The organism is Actinomycetota bacterium, from assembly GCA_040754375.1.
GTDB lineage: Bacteria > Actinomycetota > Acidimicrobiia > Acidimicrobiales > AC-14 > JBFMCT01.
In genome coordinates this window covers 61,400-85,055 of the sequence record JBFMCT010000003.1, presented here as the reverse complement: position 1 = coordinate 85,055, position 23,656 = coordinate 61,400, and the positions used below count along the sequence as shown (strand labels likewise).

Annotated in this window: 21 protein-coding genes; 14 read left to right on the top strand and 7 right to left on the bottom strand. The window is 71.4% G+C overall.

The genetic code is table 11. The features are described 5' to 3' along the window. Positions 1-37: 37 nt before the first annotated feature. The 4 genes from AB1673_02385 to AB1673_02370 all read left to right on the top strand — a co-directional run bounded on the left by AB1673_02385 (position 38) and on the right by AB1673_02370 (position 5,458). Positions 38-1,201, top strand: a complete 1,164-nt coding sequence (locus tag AB1673_02385; protein MEW6152824.1) for a GuaB3 family IMP dehydrogenase-related protein — start codon at positions 38-40, stop codon at positions 1,199-1,201. Between the two features lie 485 nt (positions 1,202-1,686). Next, positions 1,687-3,237 (top strand): glutamine-hydrolyzing GMP synthase, encoded by a 1,551-nt coding sequence (gene guaA, locus AB1673_02380; protein MEW6152823.1) that lies wholly within the window; start codon positions 1,687-1,689, stop codon positions 3,235-3,237. A gap of 66 nt (positions 3,238-3,303) precedes the next feature. After that, positions 3,304-5,130: a translational GTPase TypA gene (gene typA, locus AB1673_02375; GenBank protein ID MEW6152822.1), complete on the top strand. Its 1,827-nt coding sequence runs from the start codon at positions 3,304-3,306 to the stop codon at positions 5,128-5,130. A gap of 25 nt (positions 5,131-5,155) precedes the next feature. Then, positions 5,156-5,458 carry a type II toxin-antitoxin system prevent-host-death family antitoxin gene (locus tag AB1673_02370; GenBank protein MEW6152821.1) on the top strand — a complete coding sequence of 101 codons (303 nt, stop codon included), beginning with the start codon at positions 5,156-5,158 and terminating at the stop codon, positions 5,456-5,458. Positions 5,459-5,616: 158 nt separating this feature from the next. On the opposite strand, the gene AB1673_02365 is transcribed toward AB1673_02370, so the two are convergent. Both AB1673_02365 and AB1673_02360 read right to left on the bottom strand, forming a co-directional pair. Next, complete coding sequence (locus AB1673_02365) at positions 5,617-6,210, bottom strand: hypothetical protein (protein MEW6152820.1); 594 nt, start codon at positions 6,208-6,210, stop codon at positions 5,617-5,619. Positions 6,211-6,468: 258 nt separating this feature from the next. Next, on the bottom strand, positions 6,469-7,110 hold the full coding sequence (locus AB1673_02360; protein ID MEW6152819.1) for a hypothetical protein: 642 nt from the start codon (positions 7,108-7,110) through the stop codon (positions 6,469-6,471). A 140-nt stretch (positions 7,111-7,250) separates the two neighbouring features. Here AB1673_02360 and AB1673_02355 point away from each other — a divergent pair, with 140 nt between their 5' ends. Together AB1673_02355 and AB1673_02350 are read left to right on the top strand one after the other, a co-directional pair. Then, the gene (locus tag AB1673_02355; protein MEW6152818.1) at positions 7,251-9,206 is read left to right on the top strand and encodes a sigma-70 family RNA polymerase sigma factor; all 1,956 of its coding nucleotides are present in this window, start codon (positions 7,251-7,253) and stop codon (positions 9,204-9,206) included. Between the two features lie 95 nt (positions 9,207-9,301). Beyond that, positions 9,302-10,771: a beta-propeller fold lactonase family protein gene (locus tag AB1673_02350; protein MEW6152817.1), complete on the top strand. Its 1,470-nt coding sequence runs from the start codon at positions 9,302-9,304 to the stop codon at positions 10,769-10,771. A gap of 77 nt (positions 10,772-10,848) precedes the next feature. Here AB1673_02350 and AB1673_02345 read toward each other — a convergent pair whose 3' ends face one another. Further along, a complete protein-coding gene (locus AB1673_02345) occupies positions 10,849-11,964 on the bottom strand; it encodes a hypothetical protein (GenBank protein ID MEW6152816.1) in 1,116 nt (371 codons plus the stop codon). Beyond that, positions 11,957-12,460 (bottom strand): sigma factor-like helix-turn-helix DNA-binding protein, encoded by a 504-nt coding sequence (locus tag AB1673_02340; GenBank protein MEW6152815.1) that lies wholly within the window; start codon positions 12,458-12,460, stop codon positions 11,957-11,959. Before AB1673_02340 ends, AB1673_02345 begins: the two co-directional genes overlap by 8 nt. 70 nt (positions 12,461-12,530) lie before the next feature. Between AB1673_02340 and pcrA the strand changes: the two genes are divergently transcribed. The 3 genes from pcrA to AB1673_02325 all read left to right on the top strand — a co-directional run bounded on the left by pcrA (position 12,531) and on the right by AB1673_02325 (position 16,749). Continuing rightward, positions 12,531-14,792 (top strand): DNA helicase PcrA, encoded by a 2,262-nt coding sequence (gene pcrA, locus AB1673_02335; GenBank protein MEW6152814.1) that lies wholly within the window; start codon positions 12,531-12,533, stop codon positions 14,790-14,792. A gap of 1 nt (position 14,793) precedes the next feature. After that, positions 14,794-15,501, top strand: a complete 708-nt coding sequence (locus AB1673_02330; GenBank protein ID MEW6152813.1) for an MgtC/SapB family protein — start codon at positions 14,794-14,796, stop codon at positions 15,499-15,501. A 96-nt stretch (positions 15,502-15,597) separates the two neighbouring features. Further along, positions 15,598-16,749, top strand: coding sequence for a right-handed parallel beta-helix repeat-containing protein (locus tag AB1673_02325; protein ID MEW6152812.1), 1,152 nt, complete (start codon positions 15,598-15,600; stop codon positions 16,747-16,749). Positions 16,750-16,760: 11 nt separating this feature from the next. On the opposite strand, the gene AB1673_02320 is transcribed toward AB1673_02325, so the two are convergent. Continuing rightward, complete coding sequence (locus tag AB1673_02320) at positions 16,761-17,525, bottom strand: helix-turn-helix transcriptional regulator (protein MEW6152811.1); 765 nt, start codon at positions 17,523-17,525, stop codon at positions 16,761-16,763. Between the two features lie 92 nt (positions 17,526-17,617). On the opposite strand from AB1673_02320, the gene AB1673_02315 reads away from it, so the two are divergent. Both AB1673_02315 and AB1673_02310 read left to right on the top strand, forming a co-directional pair. Further along, entirely contained in the window at positions 17,618-19,408 is a 1,791-nt protein-coding gene (locus AB1673_02315) for a hypothetical protein (protein MEW6152810.1), read from the top strand. Between the two features lie 23 nt (positions 19,409-19,431). Further along, on the top strand, positions 19,432-20,076 hold the full coding sequence (locus AB1673_02310; protein MEW6152809.1) for a hypothetical protein: 645 nt from the start codon (positions 19,432-19,434) through the stop codon (positions 20,074-20,076). A gap of 7 nt (positions 20,077-20,083) precedes the next feature. Here AB1673_02310 and AB1673_02305 read toward each other — a convergent pair whose 3' ends face one another. Next, positions 20,084-20,611 carry a hypothetical protein gene (locus AB1673_02305; GenBank protein MEW6152808.1) on the bottom strand — a complete coding sequence of 176 codons (528 nt, stop codon included), beginning with the start codon at positions 20,609-20,611 and terminating at the stop codon, positions 20,084-20,086. A 17-nt stretch (positions 20,612-20,628) separates the two neighbouring features. Between AB1673_02305 and AB1673_02300 the strand changes: the two genes are divergently transcribed. Genes AB1673_02300 through sucD form a run of 3 tightly spaced genes read left to right on the top strand, consistent with a single transcriptional unit; the run spans position 20,629 to position 23,137 of the window. Beyond that, a complete protein-coding gene (locus AB1673_02300) occupies positions 20,629-21,081 on the top strand; it encodes a cobalamin B12-binding domain-containing protein (GenBank protein MEW6152807.1) in 453 nt (150 codons plus the stop codon). Positions 21,082-21,084: 3 nt separating this feature from the next. Beyond that, positions 21,085-22,251 (top strand): ADP-forming succinate--CoA ligase subunit beta, encoded by a 1,167-nt coding sequence (sucC, locus tag AB1673_02295; protein ID MEW6152806.1) that lies wholly within the window; start codon positions 21,085-21,087, stop codon positions 22,249-22,251. A 1-nt stretch (position 22,252) separates the two neighbouring features. Further along, positions 22,253-23,137, top strand: a complete 885-nt coding sequence (gene sucD, locus AB1673_02290) for a succinate--CoA ligase subunit alpha (GenBank protein MEW6152805.1) — start codon at positions 22,253-22,255, stop codon at positions 23,135-23,137. Positions 23,138-23,152: 15 nt separating this feature from the next. On the opposite strand, the gene AB1673_02285 is transcribed toward sucD, so the two are convergent. Continuing rightward, positions 23,153-23,596, bottom strand: a complete 444-nt coding sequence (locus AB1673_02285) for a hypothetical protein (protein MEW6152804.1) — start codon at positions 23,594-23,596, stop codon at positions 23,153-23,155. Positions 23,597-23,656 lie beyond the last annotated feature (60 nt).

Here is a 23,656-nt window from a genome sequence, read left to right as displayed (position 1 = left end):
CGGTCGAGCCGTCTGGTCGTGGAAAGGATGATGCAGGGTGGCTGAGGTCGAGATCGGGATCGGTAAGTCGGGCCGGAGGGCCTACGGGTTCGACGACATCGCCATCGTGCCCAGCCGGCGCACCCGTGACCCCGAGGACGTCGACATCTCCTGGGAGATCGACGCCTACACGTTCGACCTCCCGGTCATGGCCGCGGCCATGGACGGGGTCACCTCGCCGGCCACGGCCATCGAGATCGGCCGCCTCGGGGGCGTGGGAGTCCTCAACCTGGAAGGCCTATGGACCCGCTACGACGACCCCGAGGACCTGTTCGACGAGATCGCCAAGCTGCCCACCGACAAGGCCACCCTGCGCATGCAGGAGATCTACTCCGAGCCGATCAAGGAGGAGCTGATCGGTAGGCGGATCCGCGAGATCAAAGAGGCGGGGGTCACTTCCTGCGCCTCGGTCACCCCCCAGCGCACGGCCCAGTTCTCCAAGGCCATCCTCGAGGCCGAGCTCGACCTGCTCGTCATCCAGGGCACGGTGGTCTCGGCCGAGCACGTCTCCAAGACGGTCGAGCCCCTCAACTTGAAGCGGTTCATCCGCGAGTTGGAGATCCCGGTCATCGTGGGTGGTTGTGCGTCCTACCAGACGGCCCTGCACCTCATGCGCACCGGGGCTGTGGGGGTGCTCGTGGGGGTGGGACCGGGCCACGCCTGCACGACCCGGGCCGTGCTCGGGGTGGGCGTGCCCCAGGCCACCGCCATCGCCGACGCCGCCGGGGCCCGCATGCGCCACCTCGACGAGACCGGCGTCTACGTGCAGGTCATCGCCGACGGCGGCATGTCGACCGGGGGCGACATCGCCAAGGCCATCGCCTGCGGGGCCGACGCGGTCATGATCGGTTCACCCCTGGCCGCCGCCCACGAGGCCCCGGGCCGGGGCTACCACTGGGGCATGGCCACCTTCCACCCCACGCTGCCCCGCGGCGCCCGGGTCAAGACCACCCCCCGGGGGACGCTGAGCGAGGTGCTCGTCGGTCCCGCCCACGAGAACGACGGCCGCCTCAACCTGTGCGGAGGCCTGCGCACGTCCATGGCCACCTGCGGCTACGGCACGGTCAAGGAGTTCCAGAAGGCCGAGGTCATGGTCGCCCCCGCCCTCCAGACCGAGGGCAAGAACCTGCAGCGCTCCCAGGGCGTCGGGATGGGTTCGTAACCTCGCCCGTCGCTAGTTCCAGGTCGGGGGGCCGGGGCCCCCAACGGGCTCCGCCGAACCGACCGGAGACAGGAAGCCGGCCTCGGAGCCGCCGGTTCCGAGATGGTTCTAGCCATCGCCCCTGGGCCCGAGCCACTGCGCCCGCAGTAGTTCGAGCCAGCGCGGCGCCGCGTCCTGCGATCGCGACGAAGGTCAGCCCTCGGTGATGGCCTCAGCGGTCGAACAGCTCGGTGACGTCGATGGTCAGCCCTGGCATGAACGCCGTGGTGAGCGTGTCGCCCCGGCCCGGCACCAGCTCCTGGTCGCCCTTGTAGACAAGCACCGGTCGGGCTCGGTGTCGACCAGCCACAGCTCGCCCACGCCCCGCTGCCGGTACTCGGTCTTCTTGCGGCCGGTGACACTGGCGTTTCGGATGTTCGGCGCGGGTTACGCCCAGGCGACTGCCGAGGACCAGCCCGCGCTCAGGGCGCGGGCTAGGCTGGTCTATGGCCGACCGAGACAGTTCCGCTCACGACACCGTGCTGGTCGTCGACTTCGGTGCGCAGTACGCCCAGCTCATCGCCCGGCGGGTGCGCGAGGCCCACGTCTACAGCGAGATCGTCTCGCGTCACATGCCGGTGGCCGAGATGCTGGCCCGGCGCCCGGCGGGCATCATCTTCAGCGGCGGGCCGGCGTCGGTCCACGTGGAGGGGGCACCCTCGATCGACCCGTCGGTCTATGACGCAGGCGTGCCCGTGCTCGGCATCTGCTACGGAGCCCAGTTGGTGGCCCAGCAGTTGGGTGGGGAGGTGGCCCGCACCGGGGTGGGCGAGTACGGCCGCACCGTGCTCGAGGTGACCGCCAGCTCGGTGCTCTTCGGCGAACTGCCCACCACCCAGGACGTGTGGATGAGCCACGGCGACTCGATCGTGTCCCCCCCAGCCGGTTTCCGGGTCACGGCCCGCACACCGGTCGTGCCGGTGGCCGCCCTGGAGGACCCCGACCGGCTGATCTACGGCGTGCAGTTCCACCCCGAGGTGGCCCACACGCCCCGGGGCCAGGAGATCCTCAAGCACTTCCTCTACGACGTGTGCGGGTGCCGCCCCCGGTGGACGATGACCTCGATCATCGAGCAGGCCGTCGGGCAGGTCCGGGCCCAGGTCGGGGGCGAGAAGGTCATCTGCGGGCTGTCCGGTGGGGTCGACTCGGCGGTGGCCGCCGCCCTGGTCCACAAGGCGGTGGGCGACCAGCTCACGTGCGTGTTCGTCGACACCGGGCTCATGCGGGCCGGGGAGGGCGAGCAGGTGGAGGAGACGTTCCGTCGCCAGTTCGGCGTCGACCTGGTCCACGTCAAGGCGGCCGACCGTTTCCTGGAGGCGCTGGACGGCGTAGAAGACCCCGAGCGCAAGCGCAAGATCATCGGCGAGACGTTCATCCGGGTGTTCGAGGAGGTGGCCGCCGACCTCCAGGACGCCCGCTTCCTGGTGCAGGGCACCCTCTACCCCGACGTGATCGAGTCGGGCACCAAGGACGCGGCCCGCATCAAGTCCCACCACAACGTAGGCGGGCTGCCCGACGACATGAACTTCGAGCTGGTCGAGCCCCTGCGCAACCTGTTCAAGGACGAGGTGCGGGCGGTGGGCGAGGAGCTGGGCCTGCCCGAGGACATCGTGTGGCGCCAGCCCTTCCCGGGGCCGGGGCTGGCCGTACGCATCGTGGGGGCCGTCACCCCCGACCGCCTGGAAGCCCTGCGCCGGGCCGACGCCATCGTGGTCGAGGAGGTCAAGAAGGCGGGCCTGCACATGGAGCTGTGGCAGGCGTTCGCCGTGCTGATCGGCGTGCGCACCGTCGGGGTCATGGGCGACGAGCGCACCTACGCCTACCCGGTGGTGATCCGGGCGGTGACCAGCGACGACGCCATGACCGCCGACTGGGCCCGCCTGCCCCACGACCTGCTCGACCGCCTGTCCAGCCGCATCATCAACGAGGTGCCGGGCGTCAACCGGGTCGCCCTCGACATCACCGCCAAGCCGCCGGGGACCATCGAGTGGGAGTAGCGCCCCGGGCCGTTCGAGGATCGAAGGCCGGCGGGGAGGGACCTCAGGGGCCAGTAGTGTTACGGAGTGAACCCCGCAGCACCCTTAGCCCTACGCAACGTCGCCCTCGTTGCCCACGTCGACCACGGCAAGACCACGCTGGTCGACGCCATCTTACGCCAGACCGGCGTCTTCCGAGCTCACCAGGCGGTGGTCGAGCGGGTCATGGACTCCAACGACCAGGAGCGCGAACGAGGCATCACGATCCTGGCCAAGGCGGCCTCCGTCCATTGGCAGGGGGTCAAGATCAACCTGGTCGACACGCCGGGGCACGCCGACTTCGGCGGTGAGGTCGAGCGGGCGCTGGCCATGGTCGACGGGGTGCTGCTGCTGGTCGACGCGGCCGAGGGCCCCCTGCCCCAGACCCGCTACGTGCTGTCGAAGGCGGTGGCCGCCGACCTGCCGGCGGTGGTCGTGCTCAACAAGGTCGACCGCCCCGACGCCCGGGCCGAGGACGTGCTCGACGAGATCTACCAACTGTTCATGGACCTCGAGGTGCCCGATCACCACATCGAGTTCCCGGTGATCTCGGCCGTGGCCCGCGAAGGCAGGGCGTGCGAGGGGGTGGGGATGCCCGCACCCGACGCCACCCTCGGGCCGCTGCTCGATGCCATCCTGCGTACCGTGCCCGCCCCCATGGGCGACCCGGCGGCCCCGCTCCAGGCCCTGGTTACCAACCTCGACGCCTCCGACTACCTGGGGCGGCTGGCCATCGGGCGGGTAATGCGGGGCACGTTCCGCTCGGCCCGTACGGTGGTGCTGCTCCACCAGGACGGCGTGTCCGCGGCCAAGCGGCCGGCCCAGCTCCTGGCCGTCGACGGCCTGGGCCGCACCGAGGCGGCCGAGCTGACCGCCGGCGACCTGTTCGTGCTGGCCGGGTTCCCCGAGGTCGAGATCGGCGACACCTTCGCCGACCCCGCCGACCCCGACCCCCTGCCCCGCCTGACCGTCGACGAACCCGTCCTGCGTATGACGTTCGGCACCAACACGTCGCCCCTGGCCGGCAAGGACGGCAAGTACGTCACCTCACGCCACCTGCGGGAGCGGCTGGCGCGCGAGGTGCTGGGCAACGTCGCCATCCAGGTCGAGGACACCGGTTCGCCCGATGTCCTCCAGGTGGCGGGGCGGGGCGAGCTGCAGCTCGCGGTGCTCATCGAGTCGATGCGCCGGGAGGGCTACGAGCTGGAGGTGAGCCAGCCCGAGGTGATCACCAAGGAGATCGACGGCAAGCGCCACGAACCGGTCGAGGAGGGTGTCGTCGACGTGCCCGACGAGCACGTGGGCACCGTCAGCCAGGCCCTGGCCCCCCGCAAGGGAACGGTCACCGACCTGCGCCCCGGCGACCCCGGTCGCACGGTCATCGCCTTCGAGATATCCGCCCGGGGCCTGATCGGCCTGCGTTCCGAGCTGATGACCGCCACCCGGGGCACGGCCCTGCTCCACACCCGCCACCGGGGCTGGATGCCCTGGGCCGGCGAGCTGCCCCGCCGCCGGGGAGGGGCCATGATCGGCGACCGCCGGGGCGTGGCCGTGGCCTACGCCCTCGACAACCTCCAGCTCCGGGGCGAGCTGTTCGTGGCTCCCGGCGACGAGATCTACGAGGGCATGGTCGTGGGGGAGAACGCCCGGCCCGGCGACATGGTGGTCAATGTCAGCAAGGAGAAGCAGAAGTCCAACATCCGCACCCACGCGGCCGACGACGCCATCAAGCTGACCCCCCCCAAGGTGCTGACCATCGAGTCGGCCATGGAGTGGATCAGCGACGACGAACTGGTCGAGCTGACCCCCACCTCGATCCGGGTGCGCAAACGGGTCCTCGCCGAACCCGACCGCCGCCGCCTCTCCAAACGCTGAGCTGAAGGCGGCGGGCGCCGCCAGGGTGAGCGACACGGTAGGGCCTCGGGAGATGCGCCAGCAGGCATCGGAGCTAGTTCGTCGTGTCGAAGGCGGCGAGGAGATAATCATCACCGTGGCCGGGCGGGCGGCCGCTCGTCTCGTCCCCGTTCGGCGCCGCCGGTGGCGCAAAGGCCACGAGATGGCACTGGTCTTCGAAGTGCCGACCGACCCGACATGGTCGGCTGAGCATGCCCGCCGGTCCGATGTGCTCGACCACGCCCCCCATGACGACCGCGTTGTAGGGCGCCCACCCGTCCGGCGGCCAAGTGGGACTTTCGCCGGGTGAGCCCACGTAGATCCGTTGGCCACCTACACAGATCATGTACCTCGGGTCGGATGGATCGACGAAGCATCTCGTTTAATCGAGCGGGCTCGGCGTGTCCTGCGCAGCCGAAGCCCACGGCACGGAGACTGTTCCGAGAGCTACGAGGGCCCAGGCCGTGGCTAGAAGCCGTCGCATGGGTTTGTCGGTGGCGCTTGGCGCTCTACGGTGCTTCCGTTGTACTGGTAACCCCAGCCGATCGGATTGAGAGTGTCAAGCGGCTTCGGTCTTAGTGCAATCCATACCTCATGAGCAGCCGAAGGCGTCTGTGCACGAGCCTTCTGATCTCGAAGTCCACGAACGTAAACGCATGTCGAGCGGGTGGTGAGCATCTCGGTGACGGTGGTAACGGCATTACCTGGGTTGTCGACATAGCCACTAAAGTCAAGTGCCATGCCCACCTGGTATACGTTGACCAGAACTCCTGCTGCAGTCAGGTTCGTATAGAGAGCCCCGACACGGTGGACGATCTCGGGGGTGAGGTTCTTCGTCGCGCGTACCTCGCGGAAGATGTCGCCTTCGATGGCGTCGAGGCCGGCGAGGACGCGGTTGACGTAGGCGGCGTCGATCTGGTCGGGGACGGCATAGGGGTTGGTGGTGGTCGTGGTGGGGGCGGCGGTGGGGACCGTGGCCCCCTGGACGGGCGCCGACTGGGGTTGAGCGCCGTTGGAGCAACCGGTGGCCACCGCCACCGTTACCACCACGCCGACCGCCAAGGTCCGCCAGACCTTCCGCCTACGCACTACCTAGTAAATATCATGGTCTTTCGCACGAGGCAACAGGCAAAGTCAGGAAAGTTGTCGCCCCCGGCCGACGGTCCCGGCTACTGGGCTGCCGCTGTGTCCCCCGACGAGCCGATCGGCGATCGTCAAAGTGAAGTGATCGCCGACGTTCTCGACGGGTCTGCGGAGACGCTTCGCGTCATGACCGGGCCACGACGTGGCCCGGTCATGAGCGTTGGTTCGACCGGCCTCTCAGGGCTTGAGCACCTGGGGGCCGAGGGGGACGGCCACCTTGACCTGCTTGGTGCCGGTGATCGTGACCGAGTCGGCGGTGTCGTTGGCCGAGATGTGCAGCTTGAGGCTGAACGGTCCCTGGGCCAGGGCTGTGTGGGCGACGGTGGCCGTCACGGTCGTCTCTGTCCCCGGGGCGAGGACACCGTTGTACGCCGACAGGCCGACCTGTGACGGCACACCCACGGCGAACCACGACAGCGCGCTCTCGCCCACGTTGGCGACGGTGAACTGGGCCGTCCACTGACCTTGGGCCAGGGCGACGTGGTTGGGGGCGACGACCAGGATGCCGGGCCCGGCCTGGGGGGCGGGTTCCGGGGCGGGCTGGGGGGCGGGCTGGACCGGGGGGACGGGTTGGGGCGCAGGCTGGGGCTGGGGGGAGGGTTGGGGGGCGGGCTGGGCCTGGGCGACCGACTCGAAGACCGGCTCGCCGGTTGGGGGGGCCGTTATCGGCCCTGTCGGGCCGGGCCCCGTGGTCTGGGGGCTGGTGGCGGCGCTGGCCCCTCCGGCCGAACGGCCTAGCAACACCCCGGCGGCCAGGGCGGCGGCCAGGGCGACGGCGACGATGGCGATGACGAAGGTGCGCTGGCGGGTCTCGGTCATTTCGGGCTCCTCTCGGGTTGGTGTTGCCGGTGAGAGGGCCCGGCCCGGGGCGAGCTAACGGTTTTCGTAAGGATTTCCCTGGCGACCGCTCCCACTCTCGTGAAAGCGAGGCCGAGGCCTGCGAGGCTGGGGAGGACGCGATGGACGACGCCGCACTCGTGCTCAGTGCCAGGACGGGCGACCGCGCCGCCTTGGCGGCCATCTACGACCGCTACGGCGACCGGCTGCACGACTTCTGCTGGTCGATCCTGCGCGACCGCCACGAGGCGGCCGACGCCTTCCACGACGCCTTCTGCATCGCCGCCCAGCGACTCGACCAGCTTCGCGACCCGTCGAGACTACGGCCCTGGTTGTTCGCCATCGCCCGCCACGAGGCCCTGCGCCGGGCCAAGGCCCGGGGCCGCCAGCAGCCCACCGAGGACGTCGGCGAGATGAGCGGGGCCAGCCCAACCGACGACGCCGAGCTCGACCGCTCCGTCCGCCAGGAGGAGGCGGTGCGGCTGGTGTGGGACGCGGCCGCCGGCCTGAGCGAGCGCGACCGGGTGCTGCTCGACCTCAACGTGCGCCAGGGGCTGGAGGGCCAGGAGCTGGCCGAGGCCGTCGGGGTGGAGCCCAGCCACGCCTACGTGCTGCTCAGCCGCCTTCGCGACCAGGTCGAGCGGTCGTTGGGCGCCCTCCTCGTCGCCCGCCACGGGCGAGACGACTGCTCCGAGCTGGCCCGGGTGCTCAAGGGGTGGGACGGGCGCTACTCGCCCCTCGTGCGCAAGCGGGTGGCCCGCCACGTCGATGGCTGTGACGTGTGCGGCGACCGGCGCCGGGTGATGGCCAGCCCACTGGCCCTGTTGGGCGCCATGCCCCTGTTTCCCGCGCCGGCCAGCGTGCGGGACTGGGTGCTGGGCGACCTCGACCTGATCGCGTTCGGTCCCGGGGAGCCGGGGGTCGCCGAGCCGGCGGCCGAGCCCGGGCCGGGGCCGCCGGACGCCGGGCCCGCCGCCGGGCCCGCCGACCCGCCCGCTGAGCCGCCCGCTGACCCGCCTGTGGAGCCGGCTACCGAGCCGGGGGCGGGGGGGTGGACGGCGGACGAAGCCGGCTTCCCCCCGTCGATGTACGCCGACGGCGGCCGCCACCGGGCCTGGGTCGCCTTGGCCACAGTGGCCGCCGTCGTGCTGGTGATCCTGGGGCTCGTACTCCTTGGCCCTGGTGGCGACGACGGACCACTACCGGTGGCCGCCGGCGGCCCGACGACCTCGGTCGGGGGGTCGGCGGGCGCGACCGCGACAGGTCCCGCTGGCGGGCCGGCGGCCACCGCACTGCCGGCCGCGGAGGGTCCTGACGGCTCCGGTCCCCCGGCTGGGCAGACACTTCCCCCTGATCTTGGGGGACCCGTCTCGCCGGCTACCGGCCCCGGTCCCGGCCCGAGCCCGACGACGGCCGTGGCCGGCGGGCCCACCACCGGGCCCGGCCCCGGCCAGGTCGGCACACCCCGGCTTCGCCTCGGGGCCGGTTCGGTCGACTTCGGGCCGTCGGCCACCGAGCGGACGTTCACCGTGTCCAACGACGGCGACGGCCCGCTGGCCTGGACGGCCACCGCCGGCCCGGCGGCGTTCTCGCTCGTGCCTTCGAACGGCCGCCTCGAACCGGGCGGTTCGGTCGAGGTAGCCGTACGCCTGGCCCGGGCGTCGCTGCCCGAAGGGGACGCCGCCGGCGAGGTCGAGGTCGGCTCCGACGGCGGCCGCGGCTCGGTCGGGCTGTCCGCTCGGGTCGTGCGGCCCCCGGTGGTGAGAGTGACCGCCGGGCCCGGCGGGCTGAGGCTCCCCGCCTGCCCGGGCCGGTCGCCCACGGCCGCTCCCGTCGCCGCGTCGGTCGAGGACGAGTCGGCCATCGTCTCCGCCGTCCTGCGCTGGCGGGACGCCTCAGGCGGGGGCGGGTCGTCGGCCCTCAATGCCGAGGGGCCCACGGCCTACAGCGGGCGCCTCGGCCCGTTCACCGCCGCCGGCACGGTGACGTGGTGGGTCGAGGCCACCGACGAGTGGGGCGCCACGGGCCGCTCCCCCGACCAGACCGTCACCGTCGAGACCTGCCGCGCCGCCGGCTGACGACTTCCCTCGGGAAAGATGCAAGGTGGCGGCGGCCTGGTCCTCTCCTGGACGGAAGCCCGCGACCGGCGGGCGACGAACCAGGAGGTTGCAGAATGAACGTCCAGCCCGCCGCCCCCCGTCCCCACCGGACGGCTGGCCACCGGGCCCCTGGCTACCGGGGCTTGCGTGCCCTCGCGGTGGCCGTGCTGGCCTCGATGGTCAGCTCGTTGCTGGCCATCGCCATGGCCGTGAGCCCGGCCCGGGCGGCTGCCTCGCTCGCCTACGTCGCCAACTTCTGGAGTGACACGGTTCTGGTCATGGACGGCGACGGCAACGCGATCAGTTCGATACCCGTGGGAGCTGGTCCCCGTGACGTGGCCGTGACCCCCGACGGCCTGAGGGCCTACGTGGCCAACGACCTGGGCAACACCGTGTCGGTGATCGACACCACGACCAACACGGTCATAGCCACGGTCGCCGTCGGCGACGGCCCGTTCGCGGTCGAGGCCCACCCCGACGGAACGACGGTCTACGTGCCGAGCTCGGGCGACGACAGCCTGTCGGTGATCGACACGGCGTCCAACACGGTGCTCGCCACCGTGCCCGTCGGCCTGAGCCCGGTGGGGGTGGCCGTCACTCCCGACGGCACCAAGATCTACGTGCTGAACCAGTCCTCCGAGAACGTCTCGGTGATCGACGCCGCCACCCTCCAGCCGCTGGCCGTGATCCCCTTCGTCGGGCTGACGCCGGCCGAGATCCTCATGTCCCCCGACGGGAGCCGGGTCTACACGGCCAACCTGACCAACGACGTGGTGACCGTCATCGACACCACCACCGACACGGTGGCCGACTTCTTCGTCGTCGGCTCGGCGCCGGCCGGCCTGGCCATCACCGCTGACGGGTCGACGCTGTACACCGCCAACACCGGGTCGGACGACGTGTCGGTGGTCGACACCACCACCGGACAGGTCGTGGCCACCGTCGCCGTCGGCAGCACGCCCCAGAACGCGGCCACCACCCCCGACGGCAGCCAGGTGTGGGTCAGCAACCTCAACTCCAACACCGTCTCGGTGATCGACGTGACGACCAATACGGTCATCGCCACCTACGCCACCGAGGACACGCCCCAGGGGATCGCCTTCACGCCCGGCCTCATCGGCGGGCCCGGCTCGATCTGTGCCTACCCGCCGCCGTTCGGCACCCTGCCCGGCAATCACATCGCCGCCCAGCCCGGGGTGGTGACAGTCGGCACCCCCGGCGACGACGTGATCTACGGGACACCCGGCGCGGACAGGATCGCCGGCATGGGCGGTAACGACGTCATCTTCGGCTTCGGCGGTGACGACGACCTGTCAGGTGGCGACGGCGACGACATCCTGTGCGGGGGGACGGGCAACGACAGGCTGTCGGGGGGCGCCGGCAACGACGTGCTCTCGGGCGGGGCCGGCGACGACGACCTCAACGGCGGCGTCGACGACGACGTGTTGCTCGGAGGGTTCGGTGCCGACCGCCTCGTCGGTGGCGACGGGGCCGACGACTGCGACGCCGGCGGCCACCCCGGCGACCAGCAGGTCACCTGCTGAGCCTCAATGGCGTCACGCAACAGAGCGCCCCCAGCGACGGGGGCGCTCTGTTGCGGGGGCCGGTCTGTCGGGCTGCCTCAGGCCGCCCCGTCGACGATCGTGCGGTTGCCGAGGGGGGCCGACAGCTCGACGAGGGTCTCGTAATAGACGGCCTGGGCGGTGCAGGCGATGAGCTGGGTCGTGCCCCCGACCCACACGGTGATGGTCACCGTGGTGGCCGTCTCGACCACGTCGACCCGGCCGAGCAGCGTGCACGGTTCGACCCCGGCCCAGTAGCGCACGGCCACCGTCTGGGGCCCGATGGGCCCGGCTTCGGTGAACGGCATGGGGTTGAGCTGGACCGCGTCGGGGTCGACCGTGACCCGCTTCGCCCCGGGCGCAGGGGCGATCGTCACCGGTGGGGACGTGACGGGCGGGGCGGTCGTCGGCGGGGGTGCAACCGTGGTCGGCGGGACGGCTGGCGTGGTGGGCGGCGCGGGCGGGACCTCCCGGGCCACCGTGGACGGCGGTGCTGCCATCGCCGGGTCGGGCACGTCGAGGGTCACCGTGAAGGCCGGGCGGTCGCCGGTCGAGGCCCGCAGCTCCACCGTGGAGAGGCCCTCGGGTACGACGATGGCCACGAAGCCGCCAGGGAACTCGGGCCCGAATGGTATGAGCAGGTTGCGGCCGGGAGCCGATCGCAGTTCGACAGACTCGACCTCGACGCTAGCCAGCCCGGTGACGAACGCCGGGCCGTCGGGGACGACCGTCACGGACGCCTGCAAGGGCACGGCACCGACATCCCAGCAGGTTCCCCGGCCGTGGCCGTCGTCCGAGCTCACTGCGAGGCAGAGGGCGCTCTGGTCCCGAGCGACGGCGACGACTTGCCAGCGCCGGCCTCCGGCCTCGAGTTCGTGGACGACGGTCTCCTCACCTGATGCGCGGTTGCCGAAGATGCCCGACGGCCCGGAAAGGGCGGCGTCGCCGGCGGCCGCCGGCCCGGCGGTGTGGACGGTCTGCTCGCTGTCGGGGGCGAGGGTGACTATGCCGGCGACCAGGGCGACGACGGCCACGAGGGCGCCGCCGCTGCGGGTGGCCCAGCGGCGCCGCCGGCGGTGAGAAGCCCGCCCCTCGATCTCGGCCAGGGGCGGGGGTGGGGCTAGGGGCCGGTCGGCCAGGACAGCCAGAGGGTTGTCGACTTCGTGGTCAGCCATGGGAAACCTCCTGGGTGGCAGAGGCGGGGGCAAGCAGCACCGCCAGGCGGCGGCGGGCGTCGTGGAGGGTGCTGGCCACCGTGCCCGGGGTGATGCCCATGGCGTCGCCCACCTCGGCCTCGGTGAGCCCGCCGAGGTAACGCAGGGCGAGGGCGGTGCGCATGCGGGGGGGCAGGGCGGTCACGGCTTCCCAGACCTCGATGGCCGGCGCCGGCAGGGCGACCGGGCCGGGGGCAGGGGCCAGGCGCAGCAGCAGGCGGCGTTCGAGGGTGGCCCGCCGGGCCCGGCGGCGGAGGAGGTTGAGGGCGACCCGGTAGGTCCAACCTCCGGGCGAGCTCATCGCCGACACCCTGTCCCAGCGCTCGAGGGCGCGGGCGAAGGCCTCGGCGGTGAGGTCGCGCGCCACCTCCACGTCCCCGGCCACGACGGCCAGGGCGGCCAGCAACCGGGGGTGTTCGGTGCGGTACCAGGTCTCGAAGTTGGTGTCGATGCCCATATGAGTCACGACCTGACCGTTTCCTTGGGTCCTCAGGGACAAGTGTGGCCCGCCGGTAGCCTGAAGGCCGATGCCCGACGCCCAAGCCGACCTGCTGGCCCACCTCAACCCGGTCCAGCGGGAGGCCGTCACCCACCCCGGCGGTCCGCTCCTGGTGGTGGCCGGGGCCGGGTCAGGCAAGACCCGGGTGCTCACCAACCGGATCGCCTGGCTGGTCCGCCACGAGGGGGTGTCGCCTTTCGAGGTGCTGGCCATCACGTTCACCAACAAGGCGGCCGACGAGATGAAGCACCGGGTCGGGCGCCTGATCGGCCCGGTGGCCCAGCGCATGTGGGTCTCGACCTTCCACGCGGCGTGCGTGCGCATCCTGCGGCGCGACGCCCACGCCCTCGGCTACACGTCTCAGTTCACCATCTACGACCAGGCCGACGCCGAACGCCTGACCGCTTACGTGCTGCGCGACCTCAACCTCGACCCCAAGAAGTTCCCGCCCCGGTCGGTGCACGGCACGATCAGCGCGGCCAAGAACGAGGTGGTCGGGGTCGACGCCTACCACGACCGGGCCCGGACCATCTTCGAGCGCCGCATCGCCGACGTCTACCGGGAGTACCAGAAGCGCCTGCGCGACGCCAACGCCATGGACTTCGACGATCTGCTGGTCGTGACCGTCGAGCTGTTCCGCCGCCACCCCGACGTGCTGGCCACCTACCAGGAGCGCTTCCGCCACATCCTCGTCGACGAGTACCAGGACACCAACCAGGCCCAGAACGAGATCGTCGTCCAACTGGCCCGCACCCACCGCAACATCTGCGTGGTGGGCGACAGCGACCAGTCGGTCTACAAGTTCCGGGGCGCCGACATCCGCAATATCTTGGAGTTCGAGGACAAGTTCCCCGACGCCACCCTGATCGTCCTGGAGCAGAACTACCGCTCCACCCAGACCATCCTCGACGCCGCCAACTCGGTGATCGCCAACAACCTGCTGCGCAAGCCCAAGGCCCTGTGGACCGAACAGGTCGGGGGCGAGCTGATCCAGCGCTACCACGCCGAGGACGAGCACGACGAGGCCGCATGGGTGGCCCAGGAGATGTTCCGCCTCCATGAGGGCGAGCCCATGCGGTGGGGCGAGATGGCCGTCTTCTACCGCACCAACGCCCAGAGCCGGGTACTGGAGGAACACCTGGTGCGGGTCGGCATCCCCTACCGGGTGATCGGCGGCACCCGCTTCTACGACCGCAAGGAGATCAAGGACGCCCTCGCTTACCTGCGGGTGCTGACCAACCCGTCCGACGAGGTCTCGCTGCGGCGGGTCCTCAACGTGCCCAAGCGGGGGATCGGCGACACCAGCGTGGGCCGGTTGGAAGCGTGGGCCGCGGCCCAGGGGGCCACGTTCGCCGACTCGCTGCTCAAGGCCGAGTCGGCGGGCGTGTCGGGCAAGGCGCTCGGGGGCATCCGCCAGCTCGTCAACCTGCTCGACGAGCTGCGGGCCCACGACGGCGGCCCGGCCTCGCTGCTGGAGACCCTGCTGGCCCGCAGCGGCTACGCGGCCGAGCTCGAGGCGGCCGACACCATCGAGAGCCACGGCCGTTTGGAGAACCTGGCTGAGCTGGTCGGGGGGGCGACCGAGTACGAGCAGGCGGCCGCCGAGGCCGGCGAGGATGCCACCGTGGCCGGGTTCCTGGAACGTGTGAGCCTGGTGGCGGACAGCGACCAGCTCACCGACGACGACTCGATGGTCGTGCTCATGACCCTGCACACGGCCAAGGGCCTCGAGTTCCCGGCCGTGTTCATGATCGGCATGGAGGACGGCGTGTTCCCCCACTCCCGCTCGCTCACCGAACCGGCCGAGCTGGAGGAGGAGCGCCGGCTTTGTTACGTGGGCATCACCCGGGCCCGCAAACGGCTGGCCCTGACCAACGCCTGGAGCCGCCAGCTCTTCGGCCAGACCAACTACAACCCCGAGAGCCGGTTCCTGAAGGAGATCCCCGATCACCTGCTGGCCCTGGCCGGCGGTGGCCGCCGGCGGTCGACGTCGGGCGGGTGGGCCGACCGGGGCCGCGACTACGGCCGCCCTGGAGGGGGCCGCGACCGGATCGTCGAATCGGCCATGGGCGGCGGCGCGGGCCGGCGCGCATCGCCCCCGCCCGTGCGCACCACGGGCGGGGAGCAGCTCGGGCTGCGGGTCGGGGAGGACGTCGTGCATGGCAAGTTCGGGGAGGGGGTAATCCTGGAGATCATCGGAGAGGGAGACAAGGCAGAGGCCGTGGTGCGGTTCCCGAGCGTGGGCGAGAAGCGGTTCCTGCTGGCCTGGGCTCCGCTGAAGCGGGCCTGAGGTGGACCTTCTCGGCTTGGTCCAGCCGGCGGTCAGCGACCTGGAGGTGGCCGGCCGGCTGGCGGCGGCTGTCGGGCTGGGCGGGCTGATCGGGGCCGAGCGGGAGCTGGCCCACCAGGACGCCGGGCTGCGCACCCACATCGCCGTGGCCCTGGGGGCGGCCCTGTTCGGGGTGATATCGGTCCACGGCTTCGACGCCTACATCCAGCCTCGGGCCGACAGCAACTACCAGGTCGACCTCACCCGGGTGGCGTCGCAGGTCGTGGTCGGGATCGGGTTCCTGGGCGGGGGGGCCATCCTCAAGCACGGGGCCAGCGTCCGGGGCCTGACCACGGCCGCCAGCCTGTGGGTCACGGCCGCCGTGGGGCTGTCCGCGGGCGTCGGCAGCCTGGTGGCGGCCACCATCGCCACCGCCGCTCTGCTGCTCAGCCTGCTCGGGCTGCGCGCCCCCCGCGACCTGATCCTGCGTAAGTTCTCCCGGGCCCGAGGCACGCTGGTCGTCACCCTTCGCGAGGGGTCCAACCCCGCTGGTGTGCTCCACGACCTCATGGTCCTCGACGACCTGAAGCTCCAGGACCTCTCGGTCGACAACCGCCGGGAGGGGGCGGTCGTGCAGGCCGATCTGGTCGGCCCGCCCGGCACCGACCTGAACACGGTCATCGAGGCCCTGGCCGTCCGCGACGACGTCGCCGAGGTCAACCTCGGCTGACACATTGCTTTCCTCAACCTTTCCTGGAGGCAACGGCTCGTCCGTGGTGTGATGAGAACACGGCGCGGCCCAAGGCGGGCGGCGGGGGGGGACTTCATGATCAACACACGGTCCGGCAGGGCGGTCGCGGCGGCATTGATGGCCGCAGCGGGTACGGCGTTGGTGGCGGTGTCGCCTGCCGGCGCGAACGTGGCGTGCGGCTCGGTCATAACCAAGAGCACGACACTGACCTCAGACCTGCACTGCCCGGCGGGTGACGGGTTGCACATCGGTGCTTCGGGGGTCACGCTCAACCTCGGTGGTCACACGATTAGCGGCACGATCGCTCCTGACGCCCCCGGGACGCCCGGCAACCAGGGTGTGGCGATCGGCTTCAACCGGGCGAACGTCACCGTCCGCAACGGCACCGTCCGGGGGTTCAACGTCGGCATCGGGGTCCAAGGCTCGGGCGCCTTCCTGTCGGGGATCACCGTCGAGCGGACCGCCATGGGCATCGGCGTCTTCGGCACGGACACCAGCCCGACCAACGTGCGGATCATCGGCAACGACATCACGGGCACGACCCGCTTCAGTGGCATCCAGATGGCCGGGAGTGGCCACCAGGTCAGCTTCAACACCTTCAGCGGCGGAGAAGGCAGCAGCATCTTCTTCTTCGGGCACAACAACGTGATCAGCTCCAACACCTTCAACGGGGTGGGGCGCTCGGCCATCGCTCTCGGGCCCACGCCCAGCACGTTCGGCCCGTTCTCGGGCAACCAGGTGCTGAGCAACCGGGTCGACGGGTTCGCGTCCCTGTCCCCTTCGTCGGCCATCTCGATCATCAACGGGTCGGACACCCTGGTCCGGTCGAACACCATCGACGGCGGCGGGACCTCGGGGGCCGGGGTCACTGTCAACGCCAGCACGGGCACGACGGTGAACGGCAACCGGGTCAGCATGGTCAACCAGGGCGTGCTCGTCAGGACGACCGCCTCGGGGACAGTGGTCTCGGCCAACCGCGTCCAGGACAGCCAGTTCGGCGTCTTCGTCGAGAGCGGTCCCACGGCCACGAGGCTCGAGGACAACGTGACCAGCCTCAACTCTTTCGACGGGATCAGGGTCTCGTCGTCGTCGACTTCGTTGAGGCGCAACATCGCCTACAGCAACGGGCAGTGGGGCATCTTCGCCACCGCCGGTGCCACTGACCTCGGTGGGAACAGGGCCTTCGGCAACGGGTTCGGCCAGTGCACCGCCAACGTCGCGTGCTGACCGCGCCCTGACTACTCGGCCGGGAGCCGGCCTTGGGTGCGGGCCGGCTCCCAGATGGTCTCGTCGAACCAGGCCCGCAGGGCGGCCACCAGATCGGGGTCGTCGATGACGATGGCGGCCCGGAGGTGACCACCGGCGAGGTCCGGCAGGCCGACGAAGGCCTCGCCCTCGGTTATGAACAGTTCCAGCGACACCGGGTTGCGCGTGCAGAACCGGGTGACGAGGTTGCCGACCTCTTCTGGCTGGCGGCCCCCGGCCAGCACGTCGGTCCTCCGGTGAACTGTGTCCAGGCGGGCGGGGCCAGCGAAGACGGCCCGGTGGAGGACCGCGCCCGGGTCGCGAGCCAGCTTCGCCCCGATGGCTGACCAGGGGCTGGCGGCGTGATCGTCGGGTGGCGATGGCGTGGCGTCGGTGGCCGCCACGTCGGCAGCCCGCAGGAAGGTTCCCGGCCCGGTGTTCTGCAGCGTCCGGCGGGCCATCCGGTAGGCGGCGTCGTTGCCAATTGCGACCCGATAAGGCTCGGCCGCCGTTCTCTGTACGCCCTCGCCGCGGGTCGTGTCGCTACTGCCGCGCGCCGTGTCGCGCAGGTCGATCAGGCGCGACGAACTGAGTTGTAGTGCTCGGGCCAGGGCTCGCAGCACGCCGTCGGACGGCCACGGCCCGCCCCGCAGCCAAGCTGCCCCTTCGAGACGGGAGAGGTAACTGGCGCTGATGCCCACCCGTCGTGCCATGGCCGCCTGGCGAACCCCAAGTTCCAGGCGCCTGGATTTGAGCACCCGCGCCAGTTCCTCCCCCACGTCGGCAGTATGAGCCGGCAGGCCGCGCCGGTTCGAGAGCGAGAACCGCGCGCCCTTGGCATACTTCCGGCGTGCAACGGCGGCTGAAGGGCGGCGAGCGCTGGGACGTGTTCTCCACTCGCGCCCTGCTCGACGCGCGGGCGACCATCCACATCGGCTGGCGGCTGTGCCACCGGGCCAACCTGCTCGTGAACCCATCGGGCCCGGCGACCGCAGGGGCAGGCATCTGGCATTGGGCACTGCCGGTGTTCGTCATCCTCGACCTGATCGTCTGGCAGGTCCTCCGGCGGTCAGACCGGTTCGGCCTGGGCTGGCGGCTCGTCATGGACTCGATCGACGTCGCCTTCTGGAGCCTGTCTCCACTGCCGCCCAGCGGGTTGTACGAAGGGGCCCTGCTGACGGCCGTGCCCCTCGCCACCGAAGGCGGCATCCGCCTGGGCCCTCGGGCACTGGCGATACCGGCGGCGCTGATGGCAGTTGTCGTGCCCGTGCGCTTGGTGGCCGATCTGCCGGTGCTGCCGTTCACCTTCCTGTGGTTGGTCCTGGGCGTGTGGGTAGGCGTGGTCGGCGAGACCTACTGCCGGCGGCTCTACCGGGAGGCCGAGGAGGAACGAGCCGAGCGGAGGGCGGCAGAGGTGCGCCGGGCGTTCGTGGCCGGCCAGAACGCGGTGGCGATGGGGGCCAGTTCGGTGGTGGACTCCATCGAGGGTGTGGTCCCCGCCCTGGGCCGGCCGCCTGCGGGGTCGGCGCTGTCCCGGCTGGCGTCGGGTTGGAAGGCCGAGCTGGGTGAGACGACCAAGGCCCAGGCGGTGTACCTCCAGGTCGCCCTGATGGAGTGGGAGCGGCGCTACAACCTCCACCCCGACCTGCAGAGCCGGGTCGAGCTGAGCCTCGAGGAGGGTGCGGGCACGACGCTGGTCACCTCGTTCCAGGCCGATTGGATCGCCGACTACCTCGATCGTTCAGGCTTGCGGGGCTGCGTACGTGCCCGGGTCGAGGCCCCCCACGGCGCCTCCCGCCTCCCCGGTGCCCCACTGGTGATCCACTTCGGTCCTCAGGTAGTCACCGTTCCGGCCGACCCCGCGGCCCGGTCCCGGGTCGTCGACCCCGGTCCCGCCACCTTCCTGTTCATCGCCGCCCAGTGCCTCACCCTCAACTCTCAAGGAGGTGGTTTCCCGCCTCTCGCGGTGGTGGTCGCCCTGGCCGGGCTCTGCGTCCTCGGGAGCTGGGCTGCCCACCGGCTGCTGGTACGACGGGGGCGGGGTGGTCGCCCGGCTGTGCTGGGAGTGGCGGTAGTGGTCTGCGTCGCCATCACGGTCGTGGGTTCCCTGTCGGCCACGGCGGCCTGGACCGACGACGGTCTACCGGTCTACGTCAACACCGGAATGTTGCTGCTGGCATATCTCGGGGGCTTCTACTGGTACCGGCTCGGCCCTGCCGGTCTGGGCCTCCTGCTGGCGGGCTTCGCCGGGAGCGGCGCGGCAGCCATGTTCTTGAGCCCCGGCCCCGCTCAGTTGCGCCCTTTCGCGGCCGTCATGCTGTCGTTCGTCGGCGTGTTCCCGGCGTGCCGGCGCATGAGCACGTTGCTTGCTGAGGCCACCGAGCGTTACGAGCGGCAGTCACGCAGCGACGACCGGGTGGCGATCGAGGAGGCGTTCGGCGACGGTCGCCGGTCGGTGGCCGACCTGGTCCGAGAGGCCCGCGACGACGCCCACCGCCAGCTCGACCAGGTGCGCCACGAGCTCGACGGCCGTCTGGCCGAGCATGTCGAAACCCGGCTGGAGGAGGTGGACCTACGGCTGAGATCACTGGACCAGGAGCCCGACTTCGTCGCGTTGTCATCGTCGACGACAACGAGCTGACCCGGCTGGGGCTCGTCAAGGCGTTGGAGGGTGTACCCGGGATCGAGATGGTGGCGGCCATCGGGCACGGTGAGGCAATTGCGTGGGCTGGGTGGCCGGCCGTCGACGTGGCGGTCGTGGACGCCGCCGACGAGAGGCGCTCAGGCGACCAGTTCCCCGGGGTGGCTGTCGTGAGGCGCGTCCGGGAGTCAACTGCGGCGGCCGCCAGGCGGCCCCTGATCGTCGTCGTGACCGGCCACTCGCTGCACGACGGGCTGCGCCACCGCATGGCCAAGGCCGAGGCCGACCTGTTCTTCAGCCGCAACGAGATCGACTCGGTGGGCACCCTGGTCGACGTGCTCCTGCACCCGGAGAACTGGCGCCGGCAAGTCCCCCCGCCGGGCGAGCTTCCCTCGCTGGGCATCGCCCGGGCCGACGTGGAGCGGCTGATCGAGTACGTGGAGTCCGAAGGGCTGGCCGGCGTGCTGGGCCCCGAGTCGCCGGTGCGGCCCGACCCGCGGTCGCGGCGCTGGCTGCGTCACCGCCGGGCGATGGCCAAAGCGGCCGGCATCGAACCCGTGAACATCACCACCGGCAACCGGCCGATGGAGTGGGAGGCGCCGTCGATCCGCCAGCTCAGCCGGGTGTGGCAGTGGGCCGCGCGGGTCCGCCGCCCCGGCCCGCGCTGAACCCTGGTCAGCCGGGCCCCTCGGAAGGGGTCGGCGTTGTCGTGGTGGTGGTCGTGGTCGTGGTCGGGTCGACGGGGGCCAGGAGGTTGACCACCACCACGCCGTTGTCGTCGATCTCGGTGGGGAACGACACCAGCCCTTGGCCGTCGGCCGGGAACGTCGCCCCCGAGCACGGGTCGACGAACGTGGCGGACTGCCGCTGCCACTCCAGGACGCAGCTCCTGGGAGCCCCCGGAGGGCGGGCCTCGAAGGCCCGCCAGTCGTCGTCGGCCACCCGCTGTACGTAGACGTCGCGCTGGCGGCCGAGCAGGTCCTGGAACAGGAGAGGCCCGTCGCGTTCCACCGTGGGGGCCAGCCGTTCGGCAGGCCCCACCTTGAACCGGGCCGACTCCGATTGCTCGGTCGACTTGGGACCGGCGATGGCGAGCACCACCAGGAAGATGAGCACCCCGGCCACGACCCCCCCGATGCCCATCAGGACGACCGTGGTCGTCTTGGGGGGCCGGCGGGGCGACTGGGGGGGCCGAGAGGTCACCCGCCTAGTATGCGCGTGTGAAGCGTCGCTACCGGGTCGTGGTCGCCAAGCCGGGCCTCGACGGCCACGACCGGGGGGCCAAGGTGGTGGCCCGGGCCCTGCGCGACGGCGGGTTCGAGGTCATCTACACGGGCCTCCACCAGACTCCCGAGCAGGTGGCGGCCACGGTCATCCAGGAGGACGCCGACGCCGTCGGCCTGTCCCTGCTCTCGGGTGCCCACATGACCCTGTTCCCGCGGGTGCTCGATCTCCTGCGCCAGGGCGGGGCGGCCGACGTGGTCGTGTTCGGGGGCGGCATCATCCCGGCAGCCGACGTGAAGGCCCTGGAGGCCATGGGGGTGGCCGCCATCTTCACTCCGGGCACCAGCCTGGCCACCATCTGCCAGTGGTTGGAGGAGGCCCTCGACGCCGCCGAGGACGGCCACGACCGCCTGTCGGAACGGGCATCGCCGCCCGGCGGAGCGGGCTGACTCATGGACCTGTTCGAGTACCAGGGCAAGCAGTTCCTGGCTCGCCACGGCGTCGAGGTCCCCTCGGGCGGGGTGGCCGATACCGTGGAGGAGGCGTTGGCCAAGGCGGCCCGCCTGGGTTACCCGGTGGCCGTCAAGGCCCAGGTCCGCACCGGGGGCCGCGGCAAGGCAGGGGGGATCAAGGTGGCCCACGACCCCGACGAGCTGGCGACCCACGCCGGGTCCATATTGGGCATGGACATCAAGGGTCACACCGTCCACCGGGTCTGGGTCGAGCGGGGGACGGTGCCCGCCGAGGAGTACTACGCCTCGCTGACCGTCGACCGTGGCAATCGCTGCTACTTGGTGCTGCTGTCGGCCCGAGGGGGGGTCGACATCGAGGAGGTGGCGGCCGCGGAGCCCGAAGCGATCGTGCGTGAGCGGGTGAGCGCTTCGACGGGGCTGAGCCGGGACCACGCCCAGGCGATCGTCGACGCCGCCGGGCTGGCGGCTGATGTCGGGGACCAGGCGGCCGACATGCTGGTGGCCTTGTTCGGGGCGTTGACCGAGGGCGACGCCGAGCTGGTCGAGGTCAACCCCCTGGCCGTGACCGCCGACCGCCGTCTGGTGGCGCTCGACGCCAAGGTCACCCTGGATGGCAGCGCCCGCTTCCGCCACCCCGAGTGGGACGGCTGGGCCACCGCCGAGTGGCACGACGAGCGCGAGCGGCGGGCCCGGGAGCGGGGGCTCAACTACGTGGGCCTCGACGGCACGGTGGGGGTGATCGGCAACGGGGCCGGCCTGGTGCTGAGCACCCTCGACGTCGTCGACCAGGTGGGGGGGTCGGCCGCCAACTTCCTCGACGTGGGCGGCGGTGCCAGCGCCGACGTGATCGCCGCCGCCCTGGAGGTGGTCGACAGCGACGACCGGGTGCAGGCCGTGCTGGTCAACATCTTCGGCGGGATCACCCGCTGCGACGAGGTGGCCCGGGGGATCATCGACGCCCTGGACCGGGTCGAGCTGCGCAGCCCCATCGTCGTCCGTTTGGACGGCACCAACGCCGAGGAGGGCCGGGCCCTGCTGGCTGGTCACGAGTCGCCCCGGCTCGTCTCCCGTCCCACGATGCTCGACGCCGCCCAGGCAGCCGTCGAACTGGCGGCCGGTGCAAGCCAGGCCGGTGGTGGTCGATGACATGAGCATCTTCGTCGACGAGCACACCAAGGTCGTCGTCCAGGGGCTGACCGGCAGCCAAGGCCGCTTTCACGGCCTGCGCAACCGCGACTACGGCACCCAGGTCGTGGCCGGGGTCACCCCCGGCAAGGGCGGGACCGACGTCGAGGGCATCCCCGTCTTCGACCGGGTGTCCGAAGCGGTGACCGAGACCGGCGCCTCGGCTTCGCTCGTCTTCGTGCCCGCCCGCATGGCGGCCGCGGCCGTGCTGGAAGCGGCCGAGGCGGGGATCGGGCTGGTGGTGTGCATAACCGAGGGCATCCCCCTCCACGACGAGCTACGGCTGGTCGATCGCCTGGCCACCGAGTTGCCCGCCACCCGCCTCGTCGGGCCCAACTGCCCGGGCGTGATCTCGCCGGGCCGGGCCAACCTGGGCATCACACCGGGCGAGATCGCCACCGCCGGGGGGCCGGTGGGCATCGTGTCGCGCTCGGGCACGCTCACCTACCAGGCCCTCCAGGAGCTGACCCGCCAGGGCATCGGCCAGACGACGTGCGTGGGCATCGGGGGTGACCCGTTCCCCGGCACCCGGTTCGTCGACTGCCTGGAAGCGTTCGAGGACGACCCCGAGACCGAGGCCGTCATCCTCATCGGCGAGATCGGCGGGGACGAAGAGGAGCGGGCCGCCCGCTTCATCTCCGAGTCGATGAGCAAGCCGGTCGTGGCCTACGTGGCCGGTCTCACCGCCCCACCGGGCCGGCGCATGGGCCACGCCGGCGCCATCGTGTCGGGCGGGTCGGGTGGGGCAGCCCCCAAGGTCGAGGCTCTGCGCCAGGCCGGCGCCCACGTGGTCGCCAGCCCGTCCGACCTGGGCCGGCGCATGGCCGAGGTGCTCGGTTCCGGGTAAGCCCGCCGACCGAGGTCATACGACGCCTGGAGACGTCCTCGGTTCCTTGCTGATGGTGAAGCCGCCGTAGGCCACGCCGCCGGCCAGCAGGACGCCCAGCCAGGCGCCGGGGCCGAGAGCGGTGGTCTCGACCAGGAGCTTGAGCACGACCAAGCCGGCGACCGCGAAGCCGGCGTAGAGGTGGACCTGGGGCCACGGCACGGGGGGCGTGGGCAGCTTGGCTGCCGTGAACTTGGCCGCCACGATCTGGGCGGCCATCACCAGGGACAGGATCACGGCGATCACCGCGTAGCCGCCGTTGGGCGCCTCCACCGCTTTGATGTCGATAGAGGGGAGGTTGACGCCCAGGACCGGGCCGAGCTCGACCCTGTGCCAGGGCAGGAACAGCAGGTCGAGGACCAGGAGCACCCCGGTGGCGAGGACGATCTTCTCGCCCTTGGTGAGTTTGCTCAGGTCCACGTTCCCCCCAAGTCCCAGGTCGCGGGCATCAGTAGAGCACGTCGGAGCCGAACGGGAAAG

What these genes read in the sequence shown, in the direction of transcription:
- AB1673_02340 (MEW6152815.1), bottom strand. Translation starts at nt 12,460, where the DNA reads ATGGGCATCGACACCAACTTCGAGACCTGGTACCGCACCGAACACCCC.
- AB1673_02345 (MEW6152816.1), bottom strand. Translation starts at nt 11,964, where the DNA reads ATGGCTGACCACGAAGTCGACAACCCTCTGGCTGTCCTGGCCGACCGG.
- pcrA (MEW6152814.1), top strand. Translation starts at nt 12,531, where the DNA reads ATGCCCGACGCCCAAGCCGACCTGCTGGCCCACCTCAACCCGGTCCAG.
- sucC (MEW6152806.1), top strand. Translation starts at nt 21,085, where the DNA reads ATGGACCTGTTCGAGTACCAGGGCAAGCAGTTCCTGGCTCGCCACGGC.
- sucD (MEW6152805.1), top strand. Translation starts at nt 22,253, where the DNA reads ATGAGCATCTTCGTCGACGAGCACACCAAGGTCGTCGTCCAGGGGCTG.
- AB1673_02350 (MEW6152817.1), top strand. Translation starts at nt 9,302, where the DNA reads ATGAACGTCCAGCCCGCCGCCCCCCGTCCCCACCGGACGGCTGGCCAC.
- AB1673_02355 (MEW6152818.1), top strand. Translation starts at nt 7,251, where the DNA reads ATGGACGACGCCGCACTCGTGCTCAGTGCCAGGACGGGCGACCGCGCC.
- AB1673_02360 (MEW6152819.1), bottom strand. Translation starts at nt 7,110, where the DNA reads ATGACCGAGACCCGCCAGCGCACCTTCGTCATCGCCATCGTCGCCGTC.
- AB1673_02325 (MEW6152812.1), top strand. Translation starts at nt 15,598, where the DNA reads ATGATCAACACACGGTCCGGCAGGGCGGTCGCGGCGGCATTGATGGCC.
- guaA (MEW6152823.1), top strand. Translation starts at nt 1,687, where the DNA reads ATGGCCGACCGAGACAGTTCCGCTCACGACACCGTGCTGGTCGTCGAC.